At 68.2% G+C, this 18,168-nt stretch carries 19 protein-coding genes; 7 read left to right on the top strand and 12 right to left on the bottom strand.

What is annotated here, in order from left to right:
• From WKB25_RS13015 to WKB25_RS12960, 12 genes are all read right to left on the bottom strand, one after another.
• On the bottom strand, nucleotides 1-771 hold the full coding sequence (locus WKB25_RS13015; RefSeq protein WP_340571107.1) for a glycosyltransferase family 2 protein: 771 nt from the start codon (nucleotides 769-771) through the stop codon (nucleotides 1-3).
• On the bottom strand, nucleotides 761-2,446 hold the full coding sequence (locus WKB25_RS13010) for an AMP-binding protein (RefSeq protein ID WP_340571106.1): 1,686 nt from the start codon (nucleotides 2,444-2,446) through the stop codon (nucleotides 761-763). Before WKB25_RS13010 ends, WKB25_RS13015 begins: the two co-directional genes overlap by 11 nt.
• On the bottom strand, nucleotides 2,439-2,990 hold the full coding sequence (locus tag WKB25_RS13005; protein WP_340571105.1) for a hypothetical protein: 552 nt from the start codon (nucleotides 2,988-2,990) through the stop codon (nucleotides 2,439-2,441). Before WKB25_RS13005 ends, WKB25_RS13010 begins: the two co-directional genes overlap by 8 nt.
• 22 nt (nucleotides 2,991-3,012) lie before the next feature.
• Complete coding sequence (locus tag WKB25_RS13000) at nucleotides 3,013-3,270, bottom strand: acyl carrier protein (protein ID WP_025878014.1); 258 nt, start codon at nucleotides 3,268-3,270, stop codon at nucleotides 3,013-3,015.
• Between the two features lie 16 nt (nucleotides 3,271-3,286).
• The gene (locus tag WKB25_RS12995) at nucleotides 3,287-3,544 is read right to left on the bottom strand and encodes a phosphopantetheine-binding protein (protein ID WP_005411610.1); all 258 of its coding nucleotides are present in this window, start codon (nucleotides 3,542-3,544) and stop codon (nucleotides 3,287-3,289) included.
• On the bottom strand, nucleotides 3,531-4,328 hold the full coding sequence (locus WKB25_RS12990; protein ID WP_089237756.1) for a lysophospholipid acyltransferase family protein: 798 nt from the start codon (nucleotides 4,326-4,328) through the stop codon (nucleotides 3,531-3,533). Before WKB25_RS12990 ends, WKB25_RS12995 begins: the two co-directional genes overlap by 14 nt.
• Nucleotides 4,321-5,067 (bottom strand): beta-ketoacyl synthase chain length factor, encoded by a 747-nt coding sequence (locus WKB25_RS12985; RefSeq protein WP_340571104.1) that lies wholly within the window; start codon nucleotides 5,065-5,067, stop codon nucleotides 4,321-4,323. The genes WKB25_RS12990 and WKB25_RS12985 overlap by 8 nt, the downstream gene beginning before the upstream one ends.
• A gap of 229 nt (nucleotides 5,068-5,296) precedes the next feature.
• On the bottom strand, nucleotides 5,297-6,310 hold the full coding sequence (gene cydB / locus WKB25_RS12980; RefSeq protein ID WP_340571103.1) for a cytochrome d ubiquinol oxidase subunit II: 1,014 nt from the start codon (nucleotides 6,308-6,310) through the stop codon (nucleotides 5,297-5,299).
• Nucleotide 6,311: 1 nt separating this feature from the next.
• The gene (locus WKB25_RS12975) at nucleotides 6,312-7,709 is read right to left on the bottom strand and encodes a cytochrome ubiquinol oxidase subunit I (protein ID WP_340571102.1); all 1,398 of its coding nucleotides are present in this window, start codon (nucleotides 7,707-7,709) and stop codon (nucleotides 6,312-6,314) included.
• Between the two features lie 246 nt (nucleotides 7,710-7,955).
• Nucleotides 7,956-8,171 (bottom strand): hypothetical protein, encoded by a 216-nt coding sequence (locus tag WKB25_RS12970; RefSeq protein WP_340571101.1) that lies wholly within the window; start codon nucleotides 8,169-8,171, stop codon nucleotides 7,956-7,958.
• Complete coding sequence (locus tag WKB25_RS12965) at nucleotides 8,168-8,821, bottom strand: sigma-70 family RNA polymerase sigma factor (RefSeq protein WP_340571100.1); 654 nt, start codon at nucleotides 8,819-8,821, stop codon at nucleotides 8,168-8,170. The genes WKB25_RS12970 and WKB25_RS12965 overlap by 4 nt, the downstream gene beginning before the upstream one ends.
• 37 nt (nucleotides 8,822-8,858) lie before the next feature.
• Nucleotides 8,859-9,188: a hypothetical protein gene (locus tag WKB25_RS12960; RefSeq protein WP_089237767.1), complete on the bottom strand. Its 330-nt coding sequence runs from the start codon at nucleotides 9,186-9,188 to the stop codon at nucleotides 8,859-8,861.
• 167 nt (nucleotides 9,189-9,355) lie between these two features.
• On the opposite strand from WKB25_RS12960, the gene WKB25_RS12955 reads away from it, so the two are divergent.
• From WKB25_RS12955 to WKB25_RS12925, 7 genes are all read left to right on the top strand, one after another.
• Entirely contained in the window at nucleotides 9,356-11,728 is a 2,373-nt protein-coding gene (locus WKB25_RS12955) for a S9 family peptidase (protein WP_340571099.1), read from the top strand.
• Complete coding sequence (locus tag WKB25_RS12950; protein WP_340571098.1) at nucleotides 11,725-12,144, top strand: NUDIX domain-containing protein; 420 nt, start codon at nucleotides 11,725-11,727, stop codon at nucleotides 12,142-12,144. The genes WKB25_RS12955 and WKB25_RS12950 overlap by 4 nt, the downstream gene beginning before the upstream one ends.
• 30 nt (nucleotides 12,145-12,174) lie before the next feature.
• The gene (locus WKB25_RS12945) at nucleotides 12,175-12,738 is read left to right on the top strand and encodes a hypothetical protein (RefSeq protein WP_340571097.1); all 564 of its coding nucleotides are present in this window, start codon (nucleotides 12,175-12,177) and stop codon (nucleotides 12,736-12,738) included.
• Between the two features lie 34 nt (nucleotides 12,739-12,772).
• A complete protein-coding gene (locus WKB25_RS12940) occupies nucleotides 12,773-13,894 on the top strand; it encodes a hypothetical protein (protein WP_340571096.1) in 1,122 nt (373 codons plus the stop codon).
• Nucleotides 13,895-13,931: 37 nt separating this feature from the next.
• Nucleotides 13,932-15,548: a hypothetical protein gene (locus tag WKB25_RS12935; RefSeq protein ID WP_340571095.1), complete on the top strand. Its 1,617-nt coding sequence runs from the start codon at nucleotides 13,932-13,934 to the stop codon at nucleotides 15,546-15,548.
• A 54-nt stretch (nucleotides 15,549-15,602) separates the two neighbouring features.
• Nucleotides 15,603-16,499, top strand: a complete 897-nt coding sequence (gene hemF, locus WKB25_RS12930) for an oxygen-dependent coproporphyrinogen oxidase (protein ID WP_340571094.1) — start codon at nucleotides 15,603-15,605, stop codon at nucleotides 16,497-16,499.
• A 141-nt stretch (nucleotides 16,500-16,640) separates the two neighbouring features.
• On the top strand, nucleotides 16,641-18,161 hold the full coding sequence (locus tag WKB25_RS12925; RefSeq protein ID WP_340571093.1) for a hypothetical protein: 1,521 nt from the start codon (nucleotides 16,641-16,643) through the stop codon (nucleotides 18,159-18,161).
• Nucleotides 18,162-18,168 lie beyond the last annotated feature (7 nt).

Below are 18,168 nucleotides of genomic sequence, written 5' to 3'. Positions count from 1 at the left end.
TCAGCCCTGCCCCTGCAGCCGGCGCCACAGCAGGCGCGGCGCACGCCGGAGCATGCCGAAGAACAGCCGGGTATGCATGCGGCTGATGCGCACGTTGTCGCGCCACACATCGAAATGCGAAACGCCGTCGGCCGGATAGGTCACGCGCGTGGCCAGATGCTCGACCGGTACCTGCCGCCAGTACAGGCGCACCATCACTTCGGTATCGAAATCCATGCGCCGACCGATGGTCTCTTCGCCGATCAGGCGCAGCACCGGCGGCAGCGGGTATACGCGGAATCCACACATGGTGTCGCGCAGATGCAGCGACAGCGTATTGATCCACACCCAGATGTGGGTGGCGTAGCGACCATACAGGCGTGCCTTCGGCACACTGGCATCGTAGGCGGGAATGCCGCAGATCACCGCGTCCGGGCGCGCGCGGGCGGCATCGATGAAGCGCGACAGGTCGCCGGTGTCGTGCTGGCCGTCGGCGTCGATCTGCAGCACATGGGTATACCCGCGACGCTGCGCTTCAGCGAAACCGGCCAGCATCGCCCCTCCCTTGCCCTGGTTCACATCCAGCCGCAGCAGGTCGACGCCCGCCCGCTGTGCCAGCTCCCGCAGCACCACCGCGCAGGAGGGCTGGGAGCCATCGTCGACCAGCAGGCAGGGCAGGCCCGCGGCCTGCACACCATCGACCACCGCGCCGATGGCGTGCTCGTGGTCGTACACGGGAATGACCACCAGCGGCGCGAACGCGCCGCCAGCGGTGGCCGGTTCAATGCGCATCGGCGAAGACCACCCTGCCGCTGGCGTGCACGCCATGCTCGGAGGTATAGCGGAACGTCAGCACGCCGCGTTCGGCGTCCCACTGCAGTTGCAGGGTCAGCTCGTCCCCAGGCCGGGCCACGCGCTGGAACTTCACTGCATCCATGCGCTGGAAACCGGTCGGCAGCACGAAGGCCTGCCGACCGAAGCGCACCGCCCAGTCCAGCTGGGCCACGCCGGGCAGGATCGCCGCCTGCGGGAAGTGGCCCTGGAACGCGCGCAGCGCGGGATCCAGTGTCATCCGCAGGGTGGCCTCCGCCTCTTCGCGACAGTCCCAGACCGGCACCGGCATCAATGGCTGGAACAGCGCGACCAGCGCCGCCTGGGGGACCTTGCCCTGGGCATTGATCGGCAGCGATTCGACCAGGCGCCAGCGGCGCGGCCGGGTGACCGCATCATGGCCCTGCGCCAGCCGCGCGCCCAGCCGCTGCCCCAGCGCACGCCGTGCGCTGTCACCGGCACGTGCCAATGCCGGATCGGCCGGCACCACCACTGCCGCCAGCTGCTCGCGCTGGCCCTGCAGGACCAGCACGCGCACGTCCTCGACTTCTGGATCCTCGCGCAGCGCACGCTCCAGCGCATCCAGCGAAACCCGCCGCTCTTCGATCTTGACGATGCGGTCGGCACGGCCCAGCAGGCGGAAGCGGCCATCGGCCAGTGCTTCCACGCGATCCTGGGTGCGCCACCAGTCCGACGTCTCCAGGTGCGGCGAGGCGACCGCCAGGCAGTCCTCCTCGATCCGCCACTGCACGCCCGGCAACGGCCGCCACGGCGGTGCATCGGAGTCCCAGCGGCGCCAGGCGATGCCGCCGGTTTCGCTGCTGCCGTAAACCTCGGTGGGCGCCACGCCCAACCACTGGCGGACCTGGCGCGCAGCCTCCTCGGGCAGCGGGCCGCCGGAGGAGAACACCGCACGCAGGCGACCGCGCAGGCTGGCCCAGTCGAGCTGCTCCGGCAGGCGCTTGAGATGGGCCGGGGTGGCGACCAGCACCGTATCGGTACCGGCCAGCGCGCCCACCAGGTCTTCATGGAAAAAGCGCCGGGGCTGGATTGCGCGACCGGCAGCCAGCGGCCACAGCACGCGGAACAGCAGGCCATAGATATGCTGGTGGGACACGGTGCCATGCACCTGGGCGCCGTCCAGCTGGGCGCCGAAGGCAGCCTGCAGCGCATCGACCTCGCGCGCCAGCTGGTCCAGCCGCTTGCTGATGGCGCTGGGCTGGCCGGTGCTGCCGGAGGTGAACACGCACAGTTCGCAGGCGCGCTCGTCCAACGGCAGCAGCGCCGCATCGTCGGCAGCGTCAGCGGCCTGCAAGGGCTGGTAATCGGCCGACAGGTCACCTGCAAAACCACTCACCTGCGGCTGCAGCGCCAGCAATGTCGCGGGCAGGTTGTCGGCAGCCAGGAACACCCGCTTGCCGGCGTGCCAGGCACCGAACAACGCCGCAGCGAAGGCTACGGTGTCATCGAAGTAGAGCGCCCAGTCACGGCCTTTGGCAGTGCTGAAAGCGTCACGCCAGGCCAGCACGCGCAGGCGGAAGTCAGCGTGGTCGACGGCGACGCCATCGCAGACACCAATGTCGCGGCCGGGCTGCGCCGTGATCAGCAGCCGATCCAGGGCGATCCAGTCAGCCATGCGCGTGCGCTGCCTTGACCCGACGCCGTACCAGCCATTCGCCCCCGAACAACATTCCCATCATCACGTACGCCAACAATCCGTTGTAGAGCATCCAGACCCGGTCCGACGCATACAGCGCGGTGAGCAGGGCGAGACCACCATTGAGAACGAAAAAGCCGCACCACACCTGGGTGACGCGACGGGTATAGATCACCGCGAACGGTGGCAGGTCCGGCTCCTGCAGGCGCGCCAGGCGTTCCACCAGGGGCGGACCGAAGCGCAGGCTGGTGGCGAACACCGTCAACATCACCACGTTCACCAGCGCGGGGTAAAGCTTCAGCGGCAGCGCCTGGTTGAGCACGGTGGCCAGCCCGGCCAGCAGGCCCGCGCCGGCGGCGGCGGCCCACCACAACGGCTGCCGGGTGCTCAGCGCGCGCAGCAGGGCCAGCGCGAACAGCAGCAGCGACAGCCAGCGCGGTTCGAAGCGGCCCATCGCCACGTAGACCAGCACCGGATAGGCAAGCGAAATCGCTGCCACCACGACCATGCGTGCCCGTGCCATGGTCGCGGCGTCCGTGCTGCTGTCAGGCAGCGGCCTGACCGGGCAGCAGGCCATGCACGACATCAACGATGTCCTGCACGGTGCGCACGGCCTTGAACGCTTCAGGCTGCAGGTTGCGGCCGAGCAGCGGCTTGAGCTGCACGATCAGGTCCACGGCATCGATGCTGTCGATGTCCAGGTCGTCGTACAGGCGCGATTCCGGGCTGATCCGCGCCGGCTCGATCTCGAAGCTGTCGGTCAGGATGCGGACGATGCGCTCGAACAATTCATTCTTGGTCATGGCAGTTCCTGGCGCCTTACGACTGGCGGGCGGCGACGAACTCGCCGAGCGCGCGCACGCTGGAGAAATGGCGACGGGTTTCTTCCGAGTCGGCCGAGAGGCTGACACCGTACTTCTTCTGCAGCGCCAGGCCCAGTTCCAGCGCATCGATCGAGTCCAGGCCGAGGCCTTCCACGAACAGCGGCGCGGTCGGATCGATGTCCTCCGGGGTGATGTCCTCCAGTGAAAGCGAGGAAATGATCAATTCCTTGATCTCGTGCTCAAGTGCTTGCACGGGTCGGATCTCCAGACAGGTCGAAATAACGAGTGAGGTGGTCGGTGACGCGACGGGCCGCCAGGGCATCCCCCCTTGGCGAGTCATCTTCGGCCAGGAACGGCGCGATCGGGATATCTTCGCCGATCTGCAGCTGAACGTGAAAACGACGTGAGGGCACACGATACCACTTCTGGCCCTTGGTCAACGTCGGCGGCGTGCAGGTGATGCGCACCGGGGTGATGTCCAGGCGCCCGCGCACGGCGATGTTGGCGGCGCCGCGCTGCAGCCGCAGCGGCTGCCCGGGCACGCTGCGGGTGCCTTCCGGGAAGATGACCAGGGTGCCGCCGGCATGCACGGCCGCCGCGCAGTCATCGACCAGACCGGCGCCGTCGTCATTGGAAATGTAGCCCGCCGCGCGCACCGGCCCGCGCATGAACGGGTTGCAGGCCACCGCCCGCTTGACCACGCAGTCGGCGTTGGGCAGCAAGGCGATCAGGCACACCACGTCGATCAGGGTCGGGTGGTTGGCCAGCACCAGCAGGCCGTCGCGCTGCAGGCGTTCGCGCCCTTCCACCTGCAGGGTCATCACCCCCAGCCGGCACATCAGCCACACGTGGCTGGCGAAGGCGCGCTGGACCAGCCGGCGGGCCCGGCGGCGCCGCGCCACTGGGTCGCGCATCAACAGCAGCACCGGCATCACCAGCACGCCGAGCAGCAGCCCACCCACGCCAAACGCGGCGAAGCTGAGGCCGGTGCCGAACACCCGCCAGGCATGATCGAGGCGGCGCAGCGCCTCAGCCACGGCGGCGCCAGGACCAGCGCTGGCCTTGGGTCACGTGCTGCAGCAGCGGATCCCCGGCCAGCAGGAAGCGGTGCAGGTCCAGCGCATGCGGCAGCAGGCCCGGCGCGCTCGGATCGACGTCGCCGGCGACCTGCCAGGACAGCGAAAGATCGGTGCCACCGGTGGTGCCGGCGGGTGCCAGACGCCAGCACCAGGCAAAGAACGGGTCGGGTTCGTCGGCGAATTCAGCATAAACGTCGGGCAATGGCGACTCATAGACCACGATCCGCACTTCACTGGCCCCATCACCAAGCAGGCCGACGGCCTCCAGGCACGCCGCTTCCACCGTCGACTGGCCGGCGGACAACGCCAGGTAGTTGCCACGGTGGCCGCGGGCGATCGAATACAGCGCGGCGATGGCATTGTGTACCGACAGGCCGAAGCCGGTGGGTGACAGCGGCTGATCGGCCACCAGCGAGCCCAGCAGGTCCATCGAACGGGCGACATCGCCATGGCGGCTGGCGAACACCAGCGGCACCTGGCTGTCAGCGCCCTGCCCGTCCTCGCACCAGCACGCGGTCTGGATCGCCATGCGGCCCAGGCGCTCGATACGGCGGCGCTGCATGGCCGGAATCTCGGCCAAGGCCGGCGTGTCCTCGCCCTGCGGCAGGAACGGCGACCCGGCCCAGCCCATCCATTGGCTACGCTCGGTCAGGCCAGGCGCCCAGGCAGCCCAGTCGACAACGGAAAATTCGATCATTACCGGTGATGTTTCGATGGGCGAACGAGAGTCTCGAGCCATTACGGCGACACGCGGCTGCCCCCCATTCCTGCAGCCATGCATCCGTCCAGGACGTCGCCGGCCGCCCCCCTGGCTGCCGGAAAGGAGCGCACGCTAGCACGTCCGACACAGGGATGACATGTTTCACAAAACACAACGGGGAGCGGCCAACGACCGCCCCCCGCGTGAACTGCACCAGCGAACGGATTCAGTGGTAGCCGGCGTCGGCGCGGACCTTGCCGCGGAACACCCGGTACGACCACGCCGTGTAGCCCAGGATCACCGGCAGCAGCAGCACCAGCCCGACCAGGGTGAAGCCGAGTGAAGAGGCCGGCGCGGCTGCCTGCCACAGCGTCATCGACGGCGGCAGCAGGTACGGCCACATGCCCAGCACCAGGCCGGCGAAGCCGAGCACGAACAACGCCAGGCTGAGCAGGAACGGCGGCAGGTCGCGACGCGGATGGGTGGCACTGCGCCACAGCGCGATGGCCACCGCCAGGGTCAGCAGCGGCACCGGCGACAACCACCAGAAGTTGCCGTCGCTGAACCAACGGTCCATCAGCCGCGACTGCAGGAACGGCAGCCAGCTGCTGACCAGGCCCATCGCCGCGATCACCGCCACCACCAGCGGCCGGGTCATCTGCCGGGCCAGCGCCTGCACGCGCCCTTCGGTCTTCAGGATCAGCCAGGTGCTGCCCAGCAATGCGTAGCCGGCCACCAGCGCGGCACCGGTCAGCATCGCGAACGGGCTGAACCAGCCGAACGCGCCGCCCTGGTACACGCCATCGACCAGCGGCAGGCCCTGCACCAGCGTGCCGAGGATCACGCCCTGGGCAAAGGTGGCCAGCAGCGAACCGAGGCCGAAAGCCACGCTCCACAGCCGCCGCGAACGGTGCGCCTTGAAACGGAACTCGAAGGCCACGCCACGGAACACCAGCGCCACCACCAGCAGCAGCACCGGCAGGTACAGCGCCGACAGCAGCACCGCGTAGGCCTTCGGGAACGCCGCCATTAGGCCGGCGCCACCGAGCACCAGCCAGGTCTCGTTGCCATCCCAGATCGGCGCGGCGGTGTTCATCATCAGGTCCAGCTGCTCCTCGTCCTCGGAAAACGGGGCGAGGATGCCGATGCCGAGCACGAAGCCGTCCAGCACCACGTACATCAGCACGCCGAAGCCGATCACCGCGAACCATGCAACCGGCAGCCAGGTCATCAGGTCCATGTCAGCGCTCCTCCAGCGGTTCGTCGGCGGCCGACAGCGGCCGCGCCGGGGTGTGGCTGCCATGGTCCAGCGAAGGGCCTGCGTCGTACGGCTGCGGGCCATGGCGCAGGATCTTCACCAGGTACCAGATGCCCCAGCCGAACACGAAGGCATAGCCGACCACGTACACCGTCAGCGACAGCGCGGTCATCCATGCACTCTGCGGGCCCACCGCATCGGCGGTGCGCAGCACGCCGTATACCACCCACGGCTGCCGTCCCATCTCGGTGACGAACCAGCCCGATATCAGCGCGATGAAGCCACTGGGCAGCATCCAGTTCCAGCCGCGCAGCAGCCACGGCGAATCCAGCAGTTTCCTGCGCCACAACTGGATGGCCGAGACCCAGGCCAGCACCAGCATCAGCGTGCCCAGCCCGACCATGATGCGGAAGGCGAAGAACACCGGCGTCACCGGCGGCCGCTCGCTGGCCGGAACCGACGTCAGCGGATCGAAGGTGCCGTCCAGGCTGTGGGTGAGGATCACGCTGCCGAGCTTCGGGATGGCCACTTCGAAGTCGTTGCGTTCCTCCTTTTCGTTCGGCAGCGCGAACACCACCAGCGGCACGCCCTCGCCCTCCTTGGTCTCATGCCAGTGCGCTTCCATCGCCGCGATCTTCATCGGCTGGTGCTTGAGCGTGTTCAGGCCATGCATGTCGCCGACGAAGATCTGCACCGGCACGGTCAGCGCGGCGAACGCGACGGCGGCGATCAACATCCGCCGGCCCGCTTCCACGTGCTGGCCACGACGCAGGTACCAGGCACCCACGCCACCGATCACGAAACAGGTGGTGATGAACGAGCCCAGTGCCATGTGCGCCAACCGGTACGGGAAGGACGGGTTGAACACCACCTGCCACCAGTCGACGGGATGCACGATGCCGTTGACCATCTCGTAACCGGCCGGCGTATGCAGCCAGCTGTTGGACGACAGAATCCAGAACGTGGAGAACAACGTGCCCAGCGCCACCATGCAGGTGGACAGGAAATGCAGGCGCGGCGACACCCGGCCCCAGCCGAACATCATCACCCCGAGGAAGCTGGCTTCCAGGAAGAACGCGGTCAGCACTTCGTAGGTCAGCAGCGGGCCGATGACCGTACCGGCCACTTCGCTCAGCCGCGGCCAGTTGGTGCCGAACTGGAAGGCCATGACGATGCCGCTGACCACGCCCATGCCGAACGACACCGCGAAGATCTTCTGCCAGAAGAAGTACAGCTCGCGCCAGACGGGCAGCTTCGTTCGCAGCCAGCGCCATTCGATGAAGGCCAGCCAGCTGGCAGTGCCGATGGTGAAGGCCGGGAACAGTACGTGGAAACTGATGACGAATCCGAACTGGATCCGCGACAACAACAACGCGTCCAAGGGACGCCTCCTGCCAGGTGCCGGTGGGATACCAGACCACTTTAGGGGGATATCGTTAAGCCGGGATGCGACCGGGTGACGCGCTGCTTCACTTTGTCGCAGGTGGAGAAGGCGCAGCCGACATGGCGCGGCGCTACCGTTCAACCGCTCTGTTAGCTGCCAACCTTGGTTGGCACACGCCCAAGCGCCGACCAAGGTCGGCATCTACCAACAGCGATTGAAGCGGCCCATCACCCGGCGGGCGCCTCAATGCCAAAAGTACCAGACGCCCCCAGCCACAAGCGCCCCCAGCAACACCACCTGCACCACGACATAGCCCACGCCGCTATCGCGCGATTCGGAGACAATGCGCTTCCGCAGCACCTCACTCACATCCGGTGTCTCTTCCGGCTGCGCCTGCTCACGCAACGCCTCTGCCAGCGCGCGCTCTTCCGCATCACGGGAATCGGTCGGTCGGTTCACAGCAGCTCTCCGGCGGTGGCGTGCCGCACCAGTTCCTGCTTCAGGACCTGGCGCGCACGGTACAGGTGGCTCTTGATGGTACCGCGTGCCAGGCCTGTCACCTGTTCGATCTCGGCCAGATCGAAATCCTCCAGATAATGCAGGCCTACGATCAGGCGCTGCGGCGCACTCAATCGTTCCAGCGCCGCGCCGAGGTGGCGGCCGGCCTGCAATGTCTCGCTGATTTCCGCCGGACCCGGCCCGTCGTCACCAACCCCCAGCTCCTCGGGCGCTTGCACCGCCACCATCCACTGCGCCTCCAGTCGGCGCCGCCGCAGGTACTGCAACGCGGTGGTGTAGGCCACACGCGAAATCCAGGTGCGCAGCGAGGATTCGAAACGGAACCGGTGCAGCTGGCGGAATACCGCCAGGAACGTTTCCTGCAGCAGGTCGGCCACCTGGTCGCGGTCGCCGACCATGCGGCCGATCACATGCGCGCAGGTGCGCTGGTGTGTTTCCACCAACTGCGCGAAGGCCGGTTGCGAGCCGTCGATGATGGCGCGCACCAGCGCCTGGTCCGCATCCAGCGGCTCGGCAGGGGTGGTCGCGGCCGCGGCATCCGGTCGATGCCGTCCCCGCAATGCAGCCAGCGCTCCCCTGAGCAGGCTCATGCGTGGCGCTTCCCCTGTGCCCGCAGCATGCGCCGGCTCAGCCCTTGCGCACTGCGGGGCGGGTGAAGTGCCAGGCCAGCAGCTGACCCAGGCCGGCGCTGCCGACCATCGCGGCGGCGGCGCCGAACGTCAGGTCGCGTGCACCGATGGCCTCCAGCAGCGCCATGGCCAGTGCCAGGCACACCAGGCTGATGCCCCAGCGCAGCGCGCCCTGGCGGCGGCGCTCCTCTTCCAGCAGCGCCAGCGAGCGGATCACCTCTTCCGGCACGTGCGGCGCCACCAGCTTGCTGCGCGCACGCGCATCGGCGATGGCATGGATCGCATAGGCAGTGCAGATGAAGAGGGTGATCGGGATGAGTTCCTGCATGGTCGTGCTCCTGTCCGGTGGATGATGCGGGTTCAGGAGATTGGATGCGCGACCCTGCCGACCGGTTGCACCACTTTGCCAATCCCGCTGCCATGACCTGTGGCCCCCTCCCACGGCCCTTGCGGCTGCTACGCTTGCCCGGTTTCCTCTTCTGGTGCTGTCCGCCCATGTCCCGAGTGCTGCCCCTGTCCCTCCTGCTGTCTGCCGTGCTGGCCGCTCCGGCCGCCCAGGCCGCGCCGACGCCGATCACCATCGAACAGGCCATGGCCGACCCCGACTGGATCGGTCCGCCGGTGGAGAAGGCCTGGTGGTCGTGGAACAGCCAGCAGGTGGAATACCAGCTCAAGCGCAACGGCAGCCCGGTGCGCGACACCTTCCGCCAGCCGGTGGCCGGTGGCGTGGCCGCACAGGTAGCCGACGACCAGCGCGGCAGCCTGGACGTCGCCGATCCGGTGTACGACCGCAGTCGCAGCCGCAGCGCCTTCGTGCGCAACGGCGACGTGTTCGTGCGCGACCTGCGCAGCGGCGCGCTGACCCAGCTGACCCGCAGCAACGAGCGCGCCGCCGGCGTGAACTTCGCCGCCGACAACGGCGTGATCTGGCGCGTCGGCCAGAACTGGTTCCACTGGACCGCCGCCAGCGGTGTGCAGCAGGTGGCCAGCCTGAAGGCCGACAAGGATCCCAGCACGCCGCCGAAGGCCGACGTGCTGCGCGACCAGCAGCTGCGCACGCTGGAAACCCTGCGCCGCGACCGCGAACAGCGCGAGGCGCTGAAGGACCAGGACCAGCGCTGGCGCCAGGCCGACCCGACCCGCACACCGGGCCCGGTATTCCTGGGCGCCGACGTGGAGATCGTCGACAGCGTGCTGTCGCCGGACCTGGGCCACCTGATCGTGACCACCAAGCCGAAGGACTTCGATGACGGCCGCGGCGGCAAGATGCCGCTGTACGTGACCGAGTCGGGCTACGAGGAAACCGAGGACACCCGTACCCGCGTCGGCCGCAACGGCTTCGAGCCGCACACCCTGTGGTTCGTGGATGTACGCAGCGGCAAGGCCGAGAAGCTGTCGCTTTCCAGCCTGCCGGGCATCGGCACCGATCCGCTGGCCGAGCTGCGCCGCAAGGCCGGCAAGGACGCGCTGAAGGGCGACCGCAGCGTGCAGGTAATGAGCGATTTCATGGGCGGAGGCATCCGCTGGAGCGCCGATGGCCAGCAGGCTGCGGTGATGCTGCGCGCCAACGACAACAAGGACCGCTGGATCGTCAGCGTTGCCGCTGCCGACGGCCGCGTGCAGCACCGCCACCGGCTGACCGACAACGCCTGGATCAACTGGGGCTTCAACGATTTCGGCTGGATGGCCGATGGCCGCACGCTGTGGCTGCTGTCCGAGGAATCCGGCTTCTCGCACCTGTACACCCAGGCCGGCGGCGGCAAGCCGCAGGCGCTGACCAGTGGCAAGTGGGAGACCTCGGCGCCGGTGCTGTCGGCCGACGGCAAGGGCTTCTACTTCCTGTGCAACCAGCAGGCCCCGCATGACTACGAAGTCTGCGCGGTCGATACCACTGCGCGCCAAGTGCGTGAGCTGACCAGCCTCAACGGCGTGGAAGACTTCTCGCTGTCGCCGGACGGCCAGCAGCTGCTGGTGCGCTACTCCGGCGCCTACCTGCCGGCGCAGCTGGCGGTGGTGCCGAGCACCGGCGCTGGCCAGGCGCGCGTGCTGACCGATACCCGCACGGCCGAGTACAAGGCGCGCCAGTGGGTCCAGCCGAAGCTGGTGGCGGTGCCGTCCAAGCACGGCGCCGGCGTGGTCTGGGCCAAGTATTACGAGCCGGAGAACAAGGAACCGGGGAAGAAGTACCCGATCGTGATGTTCGTGCACGGTGCCGGCTACCTGCAGAACGTGCACCAGCGTTACCCGGCCTACTTCCGCGAGCAGATGTTCCACAACCTGCTGGTGCAGAAGGGTTACATCGTGCTGGACATGGACTACCGCGGCAGCGAGGGCTACGGCCGCGACTGGCGCACGGCCATCTACCGCAACATGGGCCACCCGGAGCTGGAAGACTACAAGGATGGCCTGGACTGGCTGGTCGACACCCAGCAGGGCGACCGTGACCATGCCGGCATCTACGGCGGCTCCTACGGCGGCTTCATGACCTTCATGGCGCTGTTCCGCTCGCCGGGCACGTTCAAGGCCGGCGCCGCGCTGCGCCCGGTGGTCGACTGGCATCAGTACAACCACGGCTACACCAGCAACATCCTCAACACCCCGGACATCGATCCGGAGGCGTACCGCGTGTCGTCGCCGATCGAGTACGCACAGAACCTGAAGGACAACCTGCTGATCGCCCACGGCATGATGGACGACAACGTGTTCTTCCAGGATTCGGTGAACCTGACCCAGCGCCTGATCGAGCTGCACAAGGACAACTGGTCGATCGCGCCGTACCCGCTGGAGCGCCACGGCTACGTGCGCGCCGATTCCTGGCTGGACCAGTACAAGCGCATCCTCAAGCTGTTCGAGCAGAACCTGAAGTGAGTGCTGCCGCGGCCACGATCCACATCGTGGCTGCGGTCATCCTGGATGATCGCGGCCGGGCGCTGGTGGTGCGCAAGCACGGCGCCAGCCGCTTCATCCAGCCCGGTGGCAAGCCCGACCCCGGCGAGGCACCCCTGCAGGCACTGGCACGCGAGCTGGACGAGGAACTGGGCGTGCAGTTGGATGCCGCCTCGGCGCTGCCGTTGGGCACGTTCGAGGACTGGGCGGTGAACGAGCCCGGCCACCGCGTGCAGGCACAGGCCTGGCGGGTCTGGATCGAAGGTGAACCGTGCGCACGTGCGGAGATCGCCGAACTGGCCTGGGTGCCGCTGCAGCCGCCGCACGGCCAGCCCTTGGCACCCTTGAGCGAACACCATATCCTGCCGGCGGTCGCTGCCCTGGCGACGGCCCGCTGACGAGGCGGGCATCGCTCACACGGACAACGGATGTCAGCCGCGATTCCCCCGATCCCCGCACCCACCCCACCCCCACCCAACAACTGGGTCGGCGCAGTGGCGCAGGGCTCGTTCTGGTTGTGCCTGCTGGTCACCCTCTACTTCCTCGCGCAGGCGCTGATGGCCGCTGCACTGGCCCGCACCGGGTTCTGGACGACGCTGGTGACCCTGGCGTGGGAGCAGCAGCTCGACGGTAGCCTGTGGTGGATGCTGAAACATCCGGCGGCCACCTCGCTGCTTGTTGCCCTGCTCTGCCTGGTCTCGACCTTGGCCAGCTGGGGCCTGTGGCGCGGGCGCCGGTGGGGGCTGTGGGCCTATGTGTGGATGCTGGGCCTGAGTGCGTTGGCCAACTTCGTGATCGCCTGGTGGATGGACCGCCTGCTGCTGGTGTTGATCGCGCTGCTCGCCAGCGACCCGTCGGCACAACATGAGCTGCAGGTGCAGCGCGTGCTGTTCACCCTGACACTGGTCGGCACATCGGTGCTGTTCGCGGGCCTGCAGGGCTGGCTGGGCTGGCGCCTGCTGCGACCGGACATCCGCGCGCGCTTCCACTGAGTTGCATCCGTTCCCGCACGACAAGGATCGTCGCATGCGCTTGTTGAACTTCCTGCCCACCCTGTTCCTGCTCATCGCACTGCCTGCCGGTGCCGATGCGCTGCGGTGTGGCGAATACCGCAGTACCGATGGCGGCATGGCGCTCGTGTTCACCACCCCCAGCACCGGCTACCGCCACAACGACATCGGTGAGCCGGAGCCGCTGTGGGTCGATCGCAGTGCGGCCCGGACCCGGCTGATCATGCTCGACGATGGCCTGGCGCAGCCGATCCGGATCAGTGCCGATGGGCAGCGCATCGAGGACGACGTCGTCGTGGTCTACACCCTGCGCCAGCCCCGCGCCTGCGCCATCGAACCCAGCGCGATGGACGGCAGCTGCCGCGCCGCCGGCAGCCACTGCATCGCGCAGCTGCCCACGGCCTCGCCCGGCCAGGCCCAGCGCGCGTGCAACGAAGGCGTTGGCGCGGGCTGCTCGATGGTGCTGAGACAGCTGCGCGATGAAGTGACTGCGGTGGGAAGCGACGACATCGGCCCCGCGCGCTTCGAGCGCCCCTCCGTCTGCCGCGAACACACGCCCGGACATGACACAGCAGCCTGCGAGGCGCTGACCGACGATGCGCTGGCTGCCGCCATGCAGCGGGTGGGTGAACGCCTGCAACGGGAAGACGAAGACACGCTGGATTCGCCCCTTCCGGCCGCTGCACGCGATCGCCTGCAGCAGCTGTGCCTGCAGCAGCGTAGTGGCCGCTTCTGCGTGGAAGTGGCTGCAGAGCAGTTGGATGCACTGGAACCTGCGCTGGCGGTGCAGGCCCTGCAGGTGGTCTGCGATACGGGGCGCGTCAGCGCCTGCGAACGTACCGCACCATTGCGTGAACTCGGTGCCGATCTACGCCTGGTGCCGGCCCAGCAGGTGCCCTGTGGCCGCTACCAGGCCGATGGGGGCGCGATCGAGACGCTCGACTTTGGAGATGGCACACGCGCCCGCTTGCAGGAAGGCGCCATCCACCTGCAGCAGGACGGTGAAACCCTTGTGCTGCGCCAGCTCGGCAACGGCGACCTGCTCGGCATGGACACGCGGACCGGTTATCAGCGCTACCAGCCGGTGCCCGGCACGGCACAATGCACGCCCCAGCGCGAGGGCCGTGGTTCGCCATAGCGCCTGGACTGTCCCGTTCAATCGTCAAGGAGACGACATGCCTTCACCCGCACCGCACCGCCGCTGGCTGGCCTGGGCGTTGCTGCTGGCCACGCCGATGGCTGCTGCACAATCGCCACAATGCGGCTTGTTCAAGGCCGATGAAGGCAGCAGCACGCTGCGCGTCAGCTCACCCAATCGCGGCGAGCAGAAGCATTTCGGCAGCGCGCCGTCTCCGGTCGCCTTCCAGCAGATCGACGGAAAGCTGCAGCTGGTGAGCCTGGAATACGGCCTGCCCAGCGCGCTGCAGGTGCGCGATCGTGGCCGCACCGTCGAGGTGGATGGCGCGACCTACACCCTGCAGGCGCCGGCACAATGCGCTGCGGCAGCCACACCTGCCGCTGGCAGCTGCCTGGCCGATGCGGCGGCGTGCCTGGACAATCGCACCATCGCCCCGCTTTCCGTTCTTGAATCGGCCTGCCAGGAAGGCGTGCCGGGCATGTGCCTGCAGTTGGCTGATCGTTGGCACGATGAGGCCAAACCTGCGGTCGACGCCGATCCTGCCGTGCAGAAGGCTGCGCTCGACGCCGCCCTGTCCGGCATTGAGCTCCCTGCCGCCTGCCACGACGGCGGCTTCGAGCAGGGAACCCCGGCCTGTGCCGCAGCCCTGGAGGCCGCGCCTGCGGTGCAGGAGCAGCTGGTCAAGGCCGCGATGACCGCAGCCATGACCGAAGCAGTGGTGACGATGGCGGCGCCCACCGCGCCGGTGATCGTGCCGGCTGAGCGCCGCCAACAGCTGCTGCAGCTGTGCCGGAAGGTACCGCACGGCGGCTTCTGTACCCGCGTGGCTGAACTTTCCTGGGAAGCGGGAGATCCCCTGCAGGCGGTGCAGGCACTGGCTGCGGCCTGCACACCTGGCAATGAAACCTCTGCCTGCGAGCGCCTGCCTGCGCTGCAGGCGGTGGGCGCATCGCTGCAACCGCAGCCCGCAACGGCCCTGCCCTGTGGCAACTACCGGTCCGACGGCGGCCTGATGGACACGCTGGATTTCGGTGACGCCGGCCTGGTCGGTGTTGGCTGGAGCAGCCAGCTGCGTGCGCGTGTCGAGGGCGGCGACATCCGTATCCGCCATGACAAGGGCGGTGACTTCGTGCTGCGTCCGCTGCCTGGCGGCCAATTGCTGGGCCTGGACAGCTGGACCCGTTTCCAGGTGTTCGCTCCCACGGGTGAGGGCGCAACCGGCTGCAGCGCACCGAAGCAGTACACGGTGCTGCCGCTGCCACAGGATTGCCCGCTGGCACGGGCCGATGGCGGTGGTGCCGAGGCCTGCTGCGCACAAGGCAAGCTGCAGGGCTGCAACATCCTGGGCAACCGCCTTGCGCTGTCCGGGAACTGGCTGCAGGCCGCCGAACACTACACCACGGTCTGCCGCGCCGGTGTCCGCGAGGGGTGCGAGAACCTGGTCACCGCGCAGGGCAACGGTGCCGGTGTGGACGCACGTGCAACCCTGGAACAGCTGTGCAAGGCCGACCGCAACGGCCTCCACGTGGCCTGCGACGTGCTCGGAACCCAGAACTGGGATCTGATCACGCTGGGCAGTGCCCTGCAGAAGGCGGCCGCCGAAGCGGCAGTGGACGACGCCCCGGCGCCGCGCAATTCCAACCGCAAGCGCTGAGTCCGCCAGGGCCTGCCCGCAGCTTCGGGCAGGCCCTGCGGTAAAGTACGCGCCATGAACGAATTCGAGCGCGTTCGCGCCTACCTCACCTACCTGCAGGATCGCATCTGTGCAGCGATCGAGTCCGCCGATGGCCGGGCACGCTTCCAGGAAGACCTGTGGCAGCGTGCCGAGGGCGGCGGTGGCCGCACCCGCGTGCTGCGCGATGGCGCGGTGTTCGAGCAGGCCGGCATCGGCTTTTCCGATGTGGCGGGTAGCCGCCTGCCGCCGTCTGCCTCGGCCAACCGGCCGGAACTGGCCGGCGCCTCATGGCGCGCCACCGGGGTGTCGCTGGTGTTCCACCCGCTCAATCCCTACGTGCCGACCACCCATGCCAACGTACGCTTCTTCCAGGCGCAGCGCGATGGCGAAGTGGTGGCCAGCTGGTTCGGCGGTGGCTTCGACCTGACCCCGTTCTACCCGTTCGACGAGGACGTGCAGCACTGGCATCGAACCGCACGCGATCTCTGCGCGCCGTTCGGAGAAGAGCGCTACGCCGCGCACAAGCGCTGGTGCGATGAATATTTCTTCCTGCGCCATCGCAATGAAACACGCGGCGTGGGCGGTCTGTTCTTCGACGACCTGCACGGCGATTTCGAGCGTGACTTCGCCTACCTGCGCGCGGTCGGCGATGGCTTCCTCGATGCGTATCTGCCGGTCGTGCAGCAGCGCAAGGACACGCCCTACGGCGAGCGCGAACGCGAGTTCCAGCTGTACCGCCGCGGCCGCTACGTCGAGTTCAACCTGGTCTACGACCGCGGCACACTGTTCGGCCTGCAGAGCGGCGGCCGCAGCGAGAGCATCCTGATGAGCCTGCCCCCGCGCGTGCGCTGGGAGTACGGTTTTACCCCGGAAGACGGCAGCGCCGAAGCGCGCCTGGCCGATTACCTGGTGCCACGCGACTGGGTGTAGGCGCTTCGGCTACCGGGCGCTGCACGCGTTGCCGCTGCGCAATCCCGGCAGTTGTGCGGACCGCCGCCCGCACGGCGGCCTGCTCCACTGCGGCGTGCTCCGCTTCATTCCCCCTCTTGTCTTGAATCAAGGAAGACCGTGATGACCGTTGTTGTTTCCCCACGCCGCCGGATGGCCACCTGGCGCGCCATGCTGCTGCTCGCGCTGGCCGCGCCCAGCCTGCCGGTGGCCGCGCAGTCGATGGCCTGCGGCACCTACCTGCAGGACGATGGCAACGCCAGCCTGACCATCGAGAGCGAAGCCCATGGCTTCCTTTCGGGCCCCTACCAGGCCACGGAACGGCTGCGGCTGGTACGCCAGGACAACCTGCTGGGCACCGGCAACCTGTCCACCGGCCGTCTGGAAAACTGGGAATTCAGTGACAGCGATCGCACGATCTCGGGCGGGTACCACACGTTCCACCTGAAAGCAGCAGCCGCCTGCAAGCCGGTACCGGAGATGGTCGAAGGCAGCTGCATGGCCGACACCAGCGACTGCCTGGAGGCGCTGCCTGAGGCCGCGCCCACGCAGTTGCACGCCTGGTGCAGCGAGGGCGTGGAGGCAGCCTGCACCCAACTGCAGGAGACCTACCAGCGCCAGGCCGAGGAGGCGCAGCCGCGGCGTGCCCGGGCCGAGCCGCAGATGCCGGCCTACTGCCGCGATGATGCATCGCCCGAGGAGGGGGAAGCCTGCATGGCCGTCATGAAGGCCATGGCCGGCGAACTGATGGGCAGGGCAGTGATGGGTCTGGAGCAGACGCTGGACGCACCGCTGCCAGCAGCGCAGCTGGATGAACTGGCGGCGCTGTGCACGCAGCAGCAGGGCGAGTCGTTCTGCAGCAACGTGGCCGAAGCGCTGTGGAACGGCGGACGCCTGCAGCAGGCGCAACAGGCCCTGCAGCGCTCGTGCACGCAGCGCGAGGGCAGCTACGCCTGCGGCCCGGCCAAGGGCTTGGCGATGCTGACCCCGCTGGCGCCGTCGGCGCTGACCCCGGTCGCAGCTACCGCGCTTCCCTGCGGCCGCTTCGAGGCCGAGCTTGGCCTGCTGTCGTCGCTGCGGTTCCTGGATGCCGGCCTGGTCGAAGTGGAGGGTGTCGGCACCCGCCTGCGCGCACGCGTGCAGGACGGCAGGATCCTGATCAGTCGTGACGTCGGCAGCGATTTCGTACTGCAGCCACTGAGCAACGGAACCCTGGCCGGGATGGACAAGGACAACCGCTACGGCTACTACCAGCGCATGGACAAGTCCGCGACGAGCTGCCAGCCGCCGCCGGCATTCGTGGAGATCCCGCAGCCGCTGGACTGCCCGATCCTGGCCCGCAAGGGCGGCGCCGCGTCATGCTGCGACGACGGCAAGCTGCTCGGCTGCAAGGTCGCGGGTGAGGAACTGCACAGCGCGGAGAAGTGGGCGCAGGCCCAGCCCTATTTCATCAAGCTGTGCAGCGCCGGCGTGCGCGATGGCTGCCTGGGGCTCGCCGCAGGCTATGCGCATACCGCCGACCCCGAGGTTCTGCAGACGATGGCGGCGATCTGCGCCAAGGACGGCAAGGGCACCCATGTAGCCTGCGATGTGGACGCCACACGTGACTGGGCGGGCATGAAGGCGCAGGCTGCGGAGCAGTAGCAGCAAG

The organism is Stenotrophomonas sp. G106K1, assembly GCF_037969685.1.
Lineage (GTDB): Bacteria > Pseudomonadota > Gammaproteobacteria > Xanthomonadales > Xanthomonadaceae > Stenotrophomonas > Stenotrophomonas lactitubi.
The sequence above is the reverse complement of the archived record's forward strand: the minus strand, read 5'-3'. Positions and strand labels throughout refer to the sequence as shown.